At 39.7% G+C, this 15,518-nt stretch carries 10 protein-coding genes; 6 read left to right on the top strand and 4 right to left on the bottom strand.

What is annotated here, in order from left to right; all coding sequences use genetic code 11:
• Positions 1 to 439: 439 nt before the first annotated feature.
• From G3567_RS09755 to G3567_RS09740, 4 genes are read left to right on the top strand one after another with little or no spacing between them, the layout of a single operon-like run.
• A complete protein-coding gene (locus G3567_RS09755) occupies positions 440 to 1,198 on the top strand; it encodes a polysaccharide biosynthesis/export family protein (protein ID WP_164005151.1) in 759 nt (252 codons plus the stop codon).
• A 7-nt stretch (positions 1,199 to 1,205) separates the two neighbouring features.
• Positions 1,206 to 3,599: a GumC family protein gene (locus G3567_RS09750; RefSeq protein ID WP_164005150.1), complete on the top strand. Its 2,394-nt coding sequence runs from the start codon at positions 1,206 to 1,208 to the stop codon at positions 3,597 to 3,599.
• Positions 3,600 to 3,601: 2 nt separating this feature from the next.
• Positions 3,602 to 4,102: a C40 family peptidase gene (locus G3567_RS09745; RefSeq protein WP_164005149.1), complete on the top strand. Its 501-nt coding sequence runs from the start codon at positions 3,602 to 3,604 to the stop codon at positions 4,100 to 4,102.
• Positions 4,103 to 4,117: 15 nt separating this feature from the next.
• The gene (locus G3567_RS09740; RefSeq protein ID WP_164005148.1) at positions 4,118 to 6,178 is read left to right on the top strand and encodes a ComEC/Rec2 family competence protein; all 2,061 of its coding nucleotides are present in this window, start codon (positions 4,118 to 4,120) and stop codon (positions 6,176 to 6,178) included.
• Here the strand turns inward: G3567_RS09740 and G3567_RS09735 are convergent.
• Genes G3567_RS09735 through G3567_RS09725 form a run of 3 tightly spaced genes read right to left on the bottom strand, consistent with a single transcriptional unit; the run spans position 6,175 to position 10,825 of the window.
• Positions 6,175 to 6,714, bottom strand: coding sequence for a thioredoxin family protein (locus G3567_RS09735; RefSeq protein ID WP_235923555.1), 540 nt, complete (start codon positions 6,712 to 6,714; stop codon positions 6,175 to 6,177). The two genes, G3567_RS09740 and G3567_RS09735, sit on opposite strands and share 4 nt — an antisense overlap.
• Positions 6,715 to 6,719: 5 nt before the next feature.
• On the bottom strand, positions 6,720 to 8,630 hold the full coding sequence (locus G3567_RS09730) for a peptide MFS transporter (RefSeq protein WP_164005147.1): 1,911 nt from the start codon (positions 8,628 to 8,630) through the stop codon (positions 6,720 to 6,722).
• A 5-nt stretch (positions 8,631 to 8,635) separates the two neighbouring features.
• Positions 8,636 to 10,825 (bottom strand): S9 family peptidase, encoded by a 2,190-nt coding sequence (locus G3567_RS09725; protein ID WP_164005146.1) that lies wholly within the window; start codon positions 10,823 to 10,825, stop codon positions 8,636 to 8,638.
• Between the two features lie 193 nt (positions 10,826 to 11,018).
• Here G3567_RS09725 and G3567_RS09720 point away from each other — a divergent pair, with 193 nt between their 5' ends.
• Both G3567_RS09720 and G3567_RS09715 read left to right on the top strand, forming a co-directional pair.
• Positions 11,019 to 12,329, top strand: coding sequence for a hydroxymethylglutaryl-CoA reductase, degradative (locus tag G3567_RS09720; RefSeq protein WP_164005145.1), 1,311 nt, complete (start codon positions 11,019 to 11,021; stop codon positions 12,327 to 12,329).
• Positions 12,329 to 13,240, top strand: a complete 912-nt coding sequence (locus tag G3567_RS09715; protein WP_164005144.1) for a GYDIA family GHMP kinase — start codon at positions 12,329 to 12,331, stop codon at positions 13,238 to 13,240. Before G3567_RS09720 ends, G3567_RS09715 begins: the two co-directional genes overlap by 1 nt.
• 58 nt (positions 13,241 to 13,298) lie before the next feature.
• Here the strand turns inward: G3567_RS09715 and G3567_RS09710 are convergent, their stop codons facing one another.
• Positions 13,299 to 15,392: a peptidylprolyl isomerase gene (locus G3567_RS09710; RefSeq protein WP_164005143.1), complete on the bottom strand. Its 2,094-nt coding sequence runs from the start codon at positions 15,390 to 15,392 to the stop codon at positions 13,299 to 13,301.
• Positions 15,393 to 15,518 lie beyond the last annotated feature (126 nt).

The following is a 15,518-nucleotide window of genomic DNA, read 5'->3' as shown; positions in this document are numbered from 1 at the left end:
AGACAAATTTAGTGATAATTTTTACACTATCACTGTATCTTCATTTTTAGTATCTAAAATAGGATAGGTCAGATAATAATACTAAAGATTCAAAATGTGATTGCTAAGTTTTCATAATTTATCAAATCAACAAAGGTTTAGACTATGAAGGCTTCATTTGTTAATGTTTTTAAGATTCTTTGCGGTTTGTTTAGGGTAGGTGCATTTTCAGGTGTTATATTAATACATTTAGAAATATAAATATTGACGGCTTAGAAATTATGTGCTCACAACAGCATAATTATTTACTGTTTTTAGCCTAAAAGCACATAGTCTATTATGAAAAGGGTCTAATTTGAAATCCTGGAGTTCATCAAAATATAGTATTGGCCTATAAAATACTTTCATTTTGATTTAAAAATGTAGTTATTTGCAGTTATTTAATTAATCATTCTCTTTAATGAAACACTTCATTTTATTTTTTATAGCAATGCTTGTTTTCGGATGTTCAACCAGAAAAGAAGTGGTCTATTATCAGGATATCGATTCAACAAAATTCGCTGCTATAGACTCCATAAATTCACATCCGCAAATCCAAATCAATGATATCTTAAACATCTCTACAACAGCACTTAACCCTGAAAGCGTCCTACCCTTTAGTTATGAAACAGAAGCGACTAATGGAATGATACAGATCCCGCTTCTTAAATTAAAAGGCTATCTCGTCAATGCTGATGGAGAAATCAATTTCCCTCAACTCGGAAAAATTGAGGTCAAGGGCAAAACAACACAGGAGGTACAAGATATTTTAGAAAAAAGACTGGCGGTTTACATCAAAGAACCCACTGTCAACGTTCGACTTCTGAATTATAAATTTACGGTCCAGGGTGAAGTAGTCCGGCCGGGCACCTATGAAATCATTGAAGAAAACCTGACCTTGCCACAGGCTTTGGGCATGGCTGGTGACCTTACCATAAACGGCAAAAGAGATAACCTGCTTATTTACAGACAGGAAGGGGAAGGCCGCGAAATAAAACGAATTGACCTTACGCAAACCGACTGGATGAATACCAAATTCTTTTACGTAAAGCCGAATGATATTATTTATGTAGAGCCAAATAATCCTAAGGTGAAATCTGCCGGATTTATTGGCGGTGTTGGCACCTTGCTTTCAGTCGCTTCTATTCTTCTCTCTGCTGTAGTTATAATATTCAGATAATTTATTTATGGAAAATCCAAACACAACTCATATAAACTCTACTCAGGAGGATAATACTGAAGATCTAAAAAAAATCGTTCTTCAGTACCTTAAATACTGGCCCTGGTTTTTAGTCTGCATTGTGATCTCAGTAGCGGTTGCTTTTATTTATTTACGCTACACCAGCAATGTCTATCAAACCAATGCTCAGATAAAAGTGCTTAAGGAGCAAAGTGGTCTCGACCTCACAGGTCTTGAAGGTGCTGCGCCACTTTTAGACATGAGTAAAGTGAACCTGGAAAATGAGAAAGAAATTTTAAATTCCAGAAGGCTGGCTAAAAAAGTTGTTGAAAATTTAGAATTGTCAAAAAGGTACTTCCTATCCGGGAATTTTAAATCTTCAGAATTATGGGGAGATGAACGACCATTCACCATCTCATGGATAGATAAGGAATTTGTTCCTGAATCTGATTCTATCGCCTCTTATGCAATTGAATTTGAATCTTTAAGTGAATTTGAAATTCGCAATAAAGAAACTGAAGTTTCTAAAAAATATACTGTTGGAGAGCCAATGCTTATTGACGGTTATCCTATGATGCTTAATTTCAACCCGCGTTTTGAGGGAGATATTACTCAGCTCGCAGGTAATGAATATGCTTTTAGCTATGTTTCAACACCCAAGGCAGTAACTTCGCTAACAAAACAATTGACTGTAGAGCCTCTTGGCGATAGAAGTGAAATTTTGGACGTTTCCATCCAGGGTCAAAATGAATCTAAAAACGAAGCCATTTTAAATTCTCTTATCGAACAATTTAATTCTGACGGCGTTGAAGACAATAGGTTGATTGCCAAAAGCACAGAGGAATTTGTTATAAAGCGCTTGAACTATCTTGTGGACGAACTGGACACTGTAGAAAGCGGCCTGGCAAACTTCAAAAGCAAAAATGATTTAGTTGAAATTGAAAATAATGCTGAAGTCCTTTTTACTAAAAGCACACAGGCAGAATTACGAGTGTATGAAATCAGCACTCAATTATCTTTAACAAAAAACTTTAAAGAAGAACTTTTAGAGCAAGAGGAATATGACTTACTTCCTGCTCGGATAGGAATTGATAACGATAATATCAATAGTTTTACTGAAACCTACAATGATAAAATTTTAGAAAGGGAACGTTTACTGATTTCTTCTACTAACGAAAATCCTGCTTTAATTGAGTTAAACAAAATTATAAAGCAGTTAAGGAATAATATCCTTAACACGATTAATAATTACATCAAAAGCCTCGAAATTTCTTTGAGTGAGGTTAAGCGCAGAGAGCAAGAGTTTGATATTAATATAGGACAGTTGCCCGAGCAGGAAAAGCAAATAAGAATCATCAGGCGCCAGCAGGAAGTAAAAGAAAGGCTTTATTTGTTTTTACTTCAAAAAAGAGAAGAAGCCGCACTGTCTTATGCCATCACTTCACCCATCATTAAAGTGGTTGATTTTCCGTATACACAGCCTGAACCTGTAAGTCCAAAATCCAGTATAATTTTGCTGGCAAGTTTGATTATTGGACTCGTGGTTCCCTTTGGTATACTTTACATATTTTTCTTATTTGATACAAAAATTAAAAGTAAAGATCAGATTAAGGCCTTTTTACCCAACCTTCCGGTTGTGGCTGAAGTGCCTCAGTATAAAGGAAAAGAAAACAAGATTATAATGCCTAATGACAGGTCTTCGGTTGCAGAGGCATTTAGAATTATGAGGACCAACCTTAACTTTATGAATTTGGGGAAAGACGAAGCTTCTGCATCAAATTCAGAGGTAGTCTTTGTTACTTCAACCACCAAAGGAGAAGGAAAAACCTTCGTGGCTATCAACTTAGCCTCTTCTTTGGTAGCCGCCAAAAAGAAAACCCTTTTAATCGGCTGCGATATTAGAAATCCTCAGGTACACAATTATTTAAATCTTAGTAAAGATAAACTTGGGGTTACAAATTACCTCTATGACAACTCAATTACTGCAAAAGACATCATCATTAAAGACTCGGTGGAAGGCTTAAATTTGGATGTTATTCTTTCAGGAGATATTCCTCCCAATCCAGCAGAGATGCTCATGACTTCAAGATTTTCTGAATTGCTGGAGGAAGCAAAGCAAACTTACGATTATATAATAGTTGATACTGCACCAACCATTCTGGTAACAGATACCATTCTTATCTCAAAATATGCAGACACTACTTTATACATCATGAGGTCCGGATATACAGATACCAGGCTTCTTCCCCACGTTCGAGACATTTATGAACAAAAGAAACTCAATAACATGGGTGTTGTGATTAACGGTCTGGATGAAAGTGGTATTAATGCTTACAACTATGGTTATGGCTACGGTTATGGGGAAAGCCAAGAAAAAAAGAGAGCCTGGAAGTTTTGGTAAACATGCTTAATTTGCAAAACAACATCGGTGTTAAACTTCTTTTATGTGCTTTTGCATGGACGCTTGCCTCTTGCGGTGGATCCAAAAGAGCAATACAAGCCGAAACAGAAAGAGTTAACACCATATCAAGCATCGTCAGTTACTCCAAAACCTATCTCGGCACACCCTACAAATACGGGGGCATGAACCCTTCTGGGATAGACTGCTCAGGCCTGCTTCACCTGTCTTTTTTGCGTTATGGTATAGAATTACCAAGGACAGTGAAACAACTATCAAAAACCGGAAAAAGCCTTAACTTTAAACACGTAGATGTAGGGGATCTTGTTTTCTTTAGAACATCCAAAACCAGCAGGAAAGTCAATCATGTGGGTTTAGTGGTTTACCGGACAAAAAAAACAGTAGATTTCATACATTCCAGTTCTTCACAGGGTGTGATGATCTCCTCCATCAATAATCCCTACTGGAGGAAAAACTATGTAAAAAGCAGGCGAGTGATTTATTAACCCAGACCCACATCTATGAAGTTTGCTAACCTTCCTTTGCTGCAAGTGTGTTTAGTATTCTTTTTGGGGGTCTGGTTTGGCTTTACGGATTATAAACTTGGTTTTTCAGATTACCTCTTCACCGTCCTGGTGCTTTTTATTGGTTTTCTTGTATCCTTTTGGATAGCTAAGATGTATCCAAAAATGAAATTTACCTTTACGCTTACTGCACTTTCATTTCTTTTTAGCCTGGGGGTACTAAATACCAAAATCCACCTGCCAAAACATCAAAAAAACCATTATACGCATTTCTTAACCGCAGAGACTTCTGAAGTAAAGCATTTCTCTTTTGAAGGAGTAGTCGTTAAGGTTTTAAAGTCTAGCAACTACAAAGACAAATACGAAATAAAGCTGAACTCTGTGCAGGGCAGAACGGCTAAAGGCAAGATCTTAGTTCAGATTCCTGTTTCAGATACGCTCCGAATCTCCTCAAATTCTAAAATTTCAGGTTTCGGAAAACTTACGCCATTTAAAGACCCTCTGAATCCACAGCAATTTAATTACAAGGATTATATGTTTTCACAACAGATCAGCCATGTCATCGACTCTGAGGCTGATCAAATCAGTGTAGAGACACAATCCGGCTTCAGTTTTTCAAGCTTCGGTGAAAAGGCAAGACGTAAAATTCAAAATTCCTTGGACAGGCATGCATTTACCAAGGACCAAATGGATATTATTCAGGCTTTATTACTGGGCCAAAAACAAGATATGAATCCGGAAACTTATGACCGGTTTTCAAAAGCAGGTGTGGTTCATATTCTCGCCGTTTCAGGCTTGCATGTGGGTATTGTCTTACTCATTTTACAGTTTATCACAAAGGCTTTACTAAAAATAAAATACGGTAGGTTGTTTCGGGAAGGTCTTGTTTTACTTGGAATCTGGGGGTTTGCAGCACTAGCAGGATTCACCCCTTCGGTCTTGAGAGCGGCGGTCATGTTTTCGTTTTTGAGCCTGGCCCTCAATTACAAACGAAAAACCAGCGCCATCAATACATTAGCCCTTTCTGCTGTGTTTTTGATTCTGATTAATCCCTACCTGATTTATCATGTCGGTTTCCAGCTGAGTTATCTGGCGGTTATAAGCATAGTCACACTTCAGCCCAGGCTTTCCAGGCTTTACCAGCCAGGCTATTTTTTAGATCAGAAAATTTGGGATATCGTGACCGTGACCATCGCTGCTCAACTGGGCGTTTTACCCTTAAGCTTATATTATTTTCATCAGTTCCCCGGCTTGTTTTTGCTCAGTAATTTGGTGATTTTGCCCGGACTCGGACTTATTATCGCCGGAGGTATCCTGGTTATCATTTTGAGTCTGACAGGGGTGTTGCCTGAAATAATCGTGGCAATGTATGGCCAGCTCCTGGATATTCTTTTAGGCTTTGTCAACTGGATAGCCTCCAAAGAAAATCTTGTTTTTGCCGACATCTATTATACCAAAGCTATGCTCATTAGCAGTCTCATTCTGCTGTTCAGTCTCATGTTTTGGAATTCAAAACGAAAATTATGGAATTATGCTCTTCTGAATGTATCGCTAATCGCTTTACTGGTATGCTTTGGTATTGAACATCGAAATCAATTTCAGCAAGAAGAAGTTTTGGTTTTTCAAACCTATAAAAACTCTCAGCTTGGAGTTCTCAAGGGTTCAAATCTGAAATTATATAGCGATACGATTCACCCTAAAGATTCCCTAAAAGAGGCTTACCACATTAAAAATTACAAAACCTTGAGAGGGGTTGATTCGATCCAAATCTCTGGCTTTAGAAACGTATATCTGCTCAACTCAACTGAAATTTTATTTGTTTTGGATAGCATTCCTGTTTATCCTAAAGGGAACTTTCAGCCGGATTACCTGCTTTTAAAGAATTCACCCGACATCAATCTGGATAGGGTTTTATCGGACCTGAAACCCAAACAAATAATTGCTGATGGAAGCAATTACAGAACCGACATTGAACGCTGGCAGACTTCAGCCAAAAAACTCAATGTAAACTTCCATTCCACCTGGGAACAGGGAGCATTTGTATTTCCCGGAAATTAATTCTCAAAGGTTCCTTCAAAATCTGCCTGATAAGCCTGCCATGCCTCCTGAGTAGTTAGCTCTTTGTAATCGTCTGTAGCGATCATTTTGAGATAAATCTCAAGCTGTTCAGCAGTTCTATAGCCTACCACAGGGGCAATGACATCAGATTCTTCATCAAAGAAAACAACCGTAGGATAACCCGAAACTTTCAGGGCATTAGCGAAAAGATGCTGGGCATTTCGCTTGCCTTTGAGTTCTGGTTTATAGTTTGGATTGGTGTATTCAAAGCCCTGATAGTCTACCATTTCGGTTCCTTCCGCATTAAATTTTACAGGATAAAAATGGGCGTTTACGTACTTGGCAAAGTCCGGATTTGAAAAGGTGTTTTTATCCATCATTTTACAAGGCCCGCACCAGTCTGTATAAACGTCTGCGAATATCTTTTTGGGCTCCTTCTTTTGAGCTTCCAAAGCTTCATTCATGGTCATCCATTCAATTTGTGCATGCACCGAATGAAGCATGAAAAACATAAACGCTAAATACAAATACTTCATCTCTTTTATTTTACTTCATCATCTGCAATTTCGAAGCCTTCCGCTTCAAGACCTTCGACTTCTTTTTCTTCAGCACCGTGAGTCAGTCGTTTTAAGGGTTTGAGCAGTAAAATAACTAAGACTCCAAAAGCAACAGTGAAAATCACAATGCCCATGAAGGTTTGAAATTCAAGATCGGTCTGGAACTGATCTATTTCTATTCTTCCCTGATATGCGCCCTCCTGGTAATCAAACTTTAAGTAAGTCAGCAGCTTGTTATCTTCAGAAGTACTGTAAGGCTTTATCCTGCTAAGCAATTCAGACTTAGACTTATCTCCTTCGTAAGTAAATATAGAATTGATTTCCTCATTTGTACTGACTTCTTCAAAGACAACCTCACCCGATGCAGTTGTATAGAGCTGTGTTTCTATGGTAAAGGCTTTATTGTTCTGGAAAACCTCTTCAGGATTTTCGTTGGCAACAAACTGTAGGAGTTGATTTTGATCTGCACTAAGTTCAATCTCAATGCGTTCGGCCTGCGAAGATTCCCCTATAATTCCTGCTACTTTATTACCAAGGCCTGTCGCCGCAAAATAAAGTCCCATCATCAAAGCGCCATAACGCAAAGGGGCGAGTTTCGTTATGAATGACAAGGCTACGGGCGAGGCAGAGAGTTCTCCTATGGTGTGTAGTAAATAAGCAAAAATAAGCCAGTAAATCGCAGATTCACCGTTGGCTTCGTACTGTAAAGTAGCAAATACCATAAAGACAAATCCAAGACCCATGACAATCACCCCTATGGCCATTTTGAAAATAGATGAGGCTTCTTTCCCTTTTTTCTTCATACGACTCCAAAACCAGGCTACGGGAATTCCAAATAAAATAATATAGGTTGGGTTAAGGGACTGGAAAAAGGCTGCGGGTACTGTATAATCAAAGACCGGTAAAAATCGATCTGTTTTTTGCTGAGCATAAATATTCAATAAGCCACCGGCCTGCTCAAAAGCGCCCCAAAAGACAATTACGATTAAAAAGGAAAGCAGCAAAACGATAAACCGGTCTTTTTCAATTTTGCCATTCAAATCTTCGTAAACGGTCATCATGAAACCTACTACAACCGACAGGAAAATGAAAAACACAATGTAAGCTGTAACTTCAGTTTCCATAAATTGTAGAGGAATCACAAAAGACAAAGCAACCAGCAGAACGAGTACTACAAGTGATTTTTTAGTAGAAAGCATATCTTGAAATATGTCCTTGATAGACACGGAGGATTCTTCGGCATGGATTAAACTGCTAGGCTTGTTTCCCACATGCGTAAGGAATCTCTGTCCAAATATATAAACCAGCTGGCCCAAAACCATTCCTATGGCCGCAAGACCGAATCCGTAATGCCATCCGTATTCTGAAGCGATATAGCCCACCAAAATGGCCGCTACTGCTGCACCAACATTGATACCAATATAAAATATAGAAAATCCTTTGTCACGTCTTGCATCTCCTTCTCTATAGAGTCCGCCGACCATGGTAGAAATATTGGGTTTCAGCATTCCGACACCGAGTATGATGAGTAAAAGACCCGAGTAGAAAGCCCAGTCCTGTTCGATAGATAATACCCCGTGTCCGGCAACCAAAAGCCAGCCACCAATCATGACTGATTGCTTCTGTCCCAGGATTTTATCTGCTATAATTCCTCCTGGAATTGAAACCACATACACCAGCATGGTATACCATCCGTAAATAGCGAGCGCTTTTCCTTCTTCCCAGCCCAGACCGGGATTTTCTGAACTCACCTTGGCAAGCATATACAGCGTAAGAATAGCACGCATGCCATAATAGGAAAAACGTTCCCAAAGCTCTGTAAAAAACAAAATGTAAAGACCTGCTGGATGGCCAAATAATTCTTTTTGATAGGCTGGTTTAACTGTGGCTTCCATATAGATTATAGGTTTTCTTTAATAAAATTAGTCATCAATGTGTACAGGTGAAGGCGAGTATTCCCTCCGTAAATTCCATGGTTTTTGTCCGGGTAAATTCGCCAGTCAAATTGTTTATTGGCCTGAACCAAAGCTTCTATGAGCTGCATGGAATTTTGCACATGTACATTATCATCTCCGCTACCGTGAACCAGCAGATAATTTCCTTTATCGAATTCGTCTACATGGGTAATCGGCGAATTATCGTCATAACCCGAAGGGTTTTCCTGGGGAGTTGTCATATAACGTTCGGTATAAACCGTATCGTAAAACCTCCAGCTGGTTACCGGTGCAACCGCAATAGCTGCTTTGAACACATCATTTGCCTGGAAGATAGCGTTGGTGGACATGAATCCTCCGTAACTCCATCCCCAAATCCCAATCCTGTCTGCATTGATATAGTCTCTTTCTCCAAAAAGTTTAGCTGAAGAAATCTGATCCTCAAGCTCGTATTTACCGAGCTGTTCCTGAGTTATTTTCTTGAAATCTCTGCCTTTAAATCCTGTCCCTCTTCCATCCACACAGGCTACAATATAACCTTGCTGAGCAAGCATCTGATACCAGTAGTCATTGGTGCCAAAAAACGTATTAGAAACCGATTGTGAACCTGGACCGGAATATTGAAACATCAATAAAGGATAGATTTTTTCAGGATCAAAGTTTGGCGGCTTTATCATCCAGGTGTTTAGTTCATATCCATTAACCTCTATCGTAGAAAGCTCTTTGGGTGATAAATTATAGTTATCCAGTTTCTCAAGCAAAGCTGAATTATCCTTGATTTCTCTTACAAGTTTTCCGTTTTTTGCTCTATGCAAGGTATACACCGCAGGGGTGGTCGTGTTGGTAAATGTATTGACAAAATACGTGTAGTCTGCACTGAAATCTGCTCTGTTGGTTCCTGTGTTTTGAGTCAGTCTTACTTTATTTTTTCCATTAGCCAAAACGGAATACACATCCCGATTAACACTTCCCTGTTCTGTACTTTGGAAATAAATTCGCCCTGACTTGTCATCAAATCCGTAATAATTCGTCACCTCCCAGGCTCCGCTTGTGACCTGGTTGATCAGGCTTCCATCTTCAGCATAATGGTAAATATGTTTCCAGCCATCTTTCTCACTGGTCCAGATAAAACTATTGTTGTTCAGAAAAGTTAAGTCGTCTGTAACGTCCACATAGGCTTTGTCTTTTTCAGTTAAAACTAGTCTTGCTTCTTTGGTATCAGCATCCACAAAATAGAGCTTGAGTTCATTTTGATGTCGGTTTAAACTTTGAACACTAAACAGATTTTCATCTTCGGTCCATTTTAACCTGGGCAGGTATTCAGGAACCTCCAGGTTTATTGCAGAATTGGTGTTGCTGTCTAAATCATAGAGATGGAGACTTACTTTCGCATTGTCTTCTCCGGCTTTAGGGTACTTAAAAACCTCCTGGGTTGGATACAGGTCCTCTCCGTAAATCCCATACAAGTCCATAGAAAATTCCGGAACCTTGGTTTCATCAAATTTCAAATAAGCTATTTTAGTTCCGCCTGGGTTCCATTCAAAAGCACGTACAAAGGAAAACTCTTCTTCATACACCCAGTCTGTAACACCGTTGATGATTTTATTTTTTTCACCATCGGTGGTGACTTTTACAGTGGTATTGGTTTCAAGATTCTTATAAAAAATATTATTGTCTTTCACGTATCCCACTTTTTTTCCATTCGGAGAAAAGGTAGGCGATTGTATTTTTACATCATCAATTTGGGTTAATGTCTTGGTCTCCAAATCATATACATAATAAATACCTTTCGTAGAACGTCTGAAAATCGACTCCACATCGGTTCCCAAAAGCGCTTTGGTTTCATCCTTACTCAAGGAAAAGGTTTGAAAAACAGACAGACCCGGAATAGAATTGCTCGTTAAAAGATTAGCCGTTTTTTCTCCGGTTTTATAGCTAAAGACCTCAATCTTCATATTTTGAGTGGATCTGTCATAATTCTGAACAATGTAAGATTCGCCATCTTTTAAAGATTGTAAATTTTGCATGCGCTCCTGACTAAACTCCCCGCTCCAAATATCCTCCAAGCTTATTTCCTTAGTTTGAGCAGACAATGAAGTCATTGAGCCCGTCATAAAAATGACCAACAGACTTAATATGATTTTTACTTTATTCATGGTTTTATTTTTGGAGATCAATTTTACTAAAAAAACATCAAAAATCACGTTCTTTTCCTATTAAAAACTCAAATTAAACAGCTTGTGAACAAAGACTGCATAAATAATCGTGCTGAAAAATTGTATACGCTTGATAAAGCCGCTTATAAGTAATGAAGTGTATCTTTGTGATTCAATCGTTTAAAGAATTCAAATGTCTCAAATCTCAGGTTTCTCCAAGTTAACCAAACTCGAAAAAATAGATTGGCTGGCCACTCATTATTTGTCAGATTATCCCAGGGCAGAAGCCATCATCAAACAGTACTGGAATTCAGATGAAGCCTTACAAAAGCTTCACGACGAATTTACAGAAAATACCATTTCCAATTACTACCTGCCCTTAGGGGTTGCTCCCAACTTTGATATAGACGGAAAACTATATGCCGTCCCTATGGCCATTGAAGAAAGTTCTGTGATTGCAGCCGCCAGTAAGGCCGCTAAATTTTGGCTGGACAAAGGTGGCTTTAAAACTGAAATCCTTGGAACCACCAAAGTGGGCCATGTGCATTTCAATTATCGTGGAGATTCAGAACAGCTAAACCTATTTTTTGAACGCATTAAGCCAAAATTGTTCTCAGATACGGCTTCCATTACCAAAAACATGGAAAAGAGAGGAGGCGGTATTAAAGACATTCAGCTCATCGACAAAACCGAGGATCTTGAGCATTATTTTCAGCTCTACTGCACATTTGAAACCGTAGATGCTATGGGGGCCAATTTTATCAATTCCTGTCTGGAGCAGTTTGGTCAAACCCTGGAAGCTGAAGCCAGAACGCACAGCCTGTTTACTTCTGAAGGCGATTTCCCGGAAGTCATCATGTGCATTTTATCCAATTATGTTCCGGAATGCCTGGTTAGGGCTGAAGTATCCTGTCCCGTTTCAGAACTTGGAGAAACACAGGAGGAAGCAGAGCAGTTTATAAAAAAGTTTTCTCAAGCCATCAAAATTGCAGAGATAGAACCTTATAGAGCCGTGACTCACAACAAAGGGATTATGAACGGTATTGATGCCGTTGTACTGGCCACTGGCAACGATTTTAGAGCAGTGGAAGCTGGGGTGCACGCCTTTGCCGCCAGGAAGGGACATTACAGCAGTCTGACCCACGTAAATATCAAAAACGGAATCTTCAGGTTTTGGATTGAAGTCCCTCTGGCTTTAGGAACCATTGGCGGACTCACAAGCCTGCATCCGCTTGTAAAATTATCCATGGCCATGCTCAATCATCCCTCTGCAGAAGAACTCATGAGGATTGCTGCAGTGGCCGGGCTCGCTCAGAATTTTGCTGCGGTCAATTCATTGGTGACTACAGGAATTCAAAAAGGCCATATGAAGATGCACCTGATGAATATTCTCAATCAGTTTGAGGCTAACGAAACCGAAAGAGCGAAAGCTGTCGACCATTTTAAAACCCATACGGTCACCCATTCAGAAGTGATTAATTTACTTGAAAAAATGCGTAGGTAGTGGATACTCAGAAGTTTTACAGTCACGGCAAGCTTTTAATCACAGGCGAATATCTGGTTTTGGATGGTGCCAAAGCTTTAGCAATACCCTGTAAGTTTGGACAGCATTTAAACGTGACTCCATCAGAAAGCGACACTTCGCACTGGCTGAGCTATGATCATCACAATCGAGTATGGTTAGATGTCGAATTTGATCTCCTTCAGGTGATCAATACCCCCTGGACAGGAAAGGAAGACGTTGAAAACCGGCTTTTTCAGGTGTTGAGAGAAATCAACCGGTTGAACCCTACTGTTTTTACTCGAAATTATCAGTTTAAAACGCATCTCGAATTTCCAAAAAACTGGGGACTAGGCACCTCTTCCACGCTTATCGCTAACCTGGCAAAGTGGGCTGATGTGGATCCTTATCTGTTATTGGCCAACACCTTTGGTGGAAGTGGCTATGACATTGCCTGTGCCGATTCAGACTCCGCATTGGTTTATCAGCTTGAAGACGGCCTCCCTAAAGTAGAAGCCGCAAGCATACCTGAAGCCATCAAAGCAAATATTTATTTTGTTTTTCTGGAAGAAAAGCAAAACAGCCGCGAAGCCATTGCTAACTATAAAACAAAAAGACCTAAGGGTCTGGAGAAATCTATCTCAGAAATAAACAAGATCACTCACGACTTTCAGGAGGTGGAATCCTTAAAGAACGCTCAGGAACTGATGAATAACCATGAAGACTATCTTTCTGAAATTCTACAGATAAGCCCGGTTCAGTCCAGATTATTCCCCGATTTTCAGGGCAGCATCAAAAGCCTTGGTGCCTGGGGAGGAGATTTTGTCATGGTATTAAGTGAAACAGATCCTAGGGACTACTTCAGGAATAAAGGCCTGAACACCATCCTCCGCTTCGAAGACATGTCTTTATAAAAAAAACCCTGTTACAGATTGTAACAGGGCGTTCTATTTTAGTTTCTCTCTCTAACTTTTAGTAGATCAAATGAATATTCTTCTCAATCTCTTTGCTGTTCTTTAAGGCTTCAATGATCGGGCTGTTTCTTGGGTTCAGCAGGTTACGCGTTCTTGCCTCAGTCTCCTGCTTGGCCACAGAGCGATAAGATGGTAAAGCTTCTGCTTTGTTCTTTTCCAAAAGACTTATCAAATAAACGCCTGTATTCCCTTGTAATGGCTGAGAAACATCTCCCACTTCCATAGCGAATGCAGCACCCACTATTTTAGGCTCTCTGCCTCCTCCCGGAATGATAGAATTACTCATATTGATAGAAGTCGCTTTTTGAACGGTCTGTCCAAATGCAGCAGCTACACCAGCAAGGTCATTCCCCTCAATCTGAGAAATAATTTTATCCGCCTGCTTGCGCTTTCTTAGAATTGGCGTGACTACCGCAGAAGCTTCTTCCGGAGATTTTAAGCCTTTTTTAGTGGCCTTGGTCACTCTTGCAACGATGTAACCCGAACCTGTGTCAAAACTCTTAACATCACCAACCTTGGTTTCCTCTTCAAAAGCCCATTTCACAATCGATCTTTGTCTTCCCACTCCTGGAATGGTTTCATCGAGTTTGTTAATTCCGCTGACAGGTTTTACCGTTTTTTCTACAGCTTCTGCTTCTTCACGGAAATCTCCTTCTTTAGCGGCGAGTTCAAATTTACTGGCAGAACGGTAGAGTTCATTTAAGGTTTTCTCTGTTGGTTCTACGGTTTTGGTAACCGTAGCCAGTTTCACTACGTCTTTTGGAGAAGTTCTATCTTCCACGAACACCACATGGAAACCAAAGTCCGTTTCTACAACGCCGTAGCTATTCGCCCTTGCTTCTTCAAAAACATAAGTATTAAATTCCGGAACCAATGCTCCGTAAGTAATCCAGCCTAAATCTCCGGCATTGGCAGCACTTTGGCGATCTGATGAAAATTCTTCGGCCAATTCGGCAAATTTTCCTGAATTTCTTCTGACTACAGAAGTTATACTGTCTGCCAGGCTTTGTGCCTCTTCTTTAGTTCTGGTAACAGATCCATCCACACGTGTACCTTCATAAGTCACAAGGATATGGCTTGTTTTTACTGAATCTGGTTTTTGACTGCGCTCAAGAAGTTTAGTCAGTTTATAGCTTTCGTTTTCAAAATAAGGACCATAGACTTCATTGATATCCAAATCCAAAATTTCATCTGCAAATTCTCCTGTTAAGTTATATTCAAAGACATACATGTCGTTGTAAGGGGTTTCTGAATTAACAGCAACAAATTCTTCAACACCCTCTGTTGTTTTGAAATTTGTATCCTCACCTATCATCAGTTTTTCAACTTCAGCCAAAACTAAAGCGTTGTCTTCTTCTGAAGGCTCTTCTTCAAAAGCAACATACTCTAAATCTCTGCTGGCTTCCTGCTGAAAACGCTCTTTATGGTCGTTGATGTAGGATTGAATATCAGATTTGGTCACTTCAACTTCTTCGGCCTCGCTGTAAGGGATTTTGACAAATTCAAACGTAAGGTTATCGTTTTCCTGGTGGTAGATCTGCTCGCCTTCCAGAAGTGTAGCTGATACCCCGGCTTTGATCATATTGAAGTAAAGTTGAGATTTGGCATTAACCGCCATAGATTTCTCGAAATTCAACCATTGCTGATATTGCTCTGGGGAAGTCAGTTTTAGCTCAGCGATAAACTGCTTTAGTTTAGCCTCATCAAAAAAGCCTGCTTCGTTAGAGAATCTGGGATCCCCTGCCAGCTGCTGCGCCATTACATCCGTTATTTGATCTGCGCCAACTTCAAGTCCTAATTTATCAAATTCCTGATTGAGCAGGGTTCTGCTTAGGTTATTTTCCCAGGCTTGTTTTGCAGCCTGCAGAGCACTCACTCTCCCTTGACTCTGCTGAACGATACTTTCGACCTGGACGGCAAACTCCTCTCGGGTTATTTCTTCATCACCTATCACACCCACGACGCTGGTTGCTTTGTCGCCAGAAAAACCGCCGTTTCTGAATAAGTCTGTAAGTACAAAAGCAAATAAAGCTAAGGCTATGATGACTATGAGGAACACTGTGCGTTCTCTAATTTTACTAAGTATTGCCATTTTAGGGTATTTTAAGAAATATAGGGGGCGAAAATAAGATAATTAGCCCATATATAAAACCTTGTTGTTTAAAATATTTAATTCATTTGATGTAGCCGGAAAGAACTGTAAATAAAGATTTAATGG

Source organism: Psychroflexus aurantiacus, assembly GCF_010820555.1.
GTDB classification, from domain to species: Bacteria; Bacteroidota; Bacteroidia; order Flavobacteriales; family Flavobacteriaceae; genus Psychroflexus; species Psychroflexus aurantiacus.
This window is presented reverse-complemented; position numbering and strand designations above follow the sequence as displayed.

Bases quoted from the DNA above. Each gene is read 5' to 3' on its own strand.
- G3567_RS09720 (WP_164005145.1), top strand. From the start codon at position 11,019: ATGTCTCAAATCTCAGGTTTCTCCAAGTTAACCAAACTCGAAAAAATA.
- G3567_RS09745 (WP_164005149.1), top strand. From the start codon at position 3,602: ATGCTTAATTTGCAAAACAACATCGGTGTTAAACTTCTTTTATGTGCT.
- G3567_RS09725 (WP_164005146.1), bottom strand. From the start codon at position 10,825: ATGAATAAAGTAAAAATCATATTAAGTCTGTTGGTCATTTTTATGACG.
- G3567_RS09735 (WP_235923555.1), bottom strand. From the start codon at position 6,714: ATGAAGTATTTGTATTTAGCGTTTATGTTTTTCATGCTTCATTCGGTG.
- G3567_RS09755 (WP_164005151.1), top strand. From the start codon at position 440: ATGAAACACTTCATTTTATTTTTTATAGCAATGCTTGTTTTCGGATGT.
- G3567_RS09710 (WP_164005143.1), bottom strand. From the start codon at position 15,392: ATGGCAATACTTAGTAAAATTAGAGAACGCACAGTGTTCCTCATAGTC.
- G3567_RS09750 (WP_164005150.1), top strand. From the start codon at position 1,206: ATGGAAAATCCAAACACAACTCATATAAACTCTACTCAGGAGGATAAT.
- G3567_RS09740 (WP_164005148.1), top strand. From the start codon at position 4,118: ATGAAGTTTGCTAACCTTCCTTTGCTGCAAGTGTGTTTAGTATTCTTT.
- G3567_RS09730 (WP_164005147.1), bottom strand. From the start codon at position 8,630: ATGGAAGCCACAGTTAAACCAGCCTATCAAAAAGAATTATTTGGCCAT.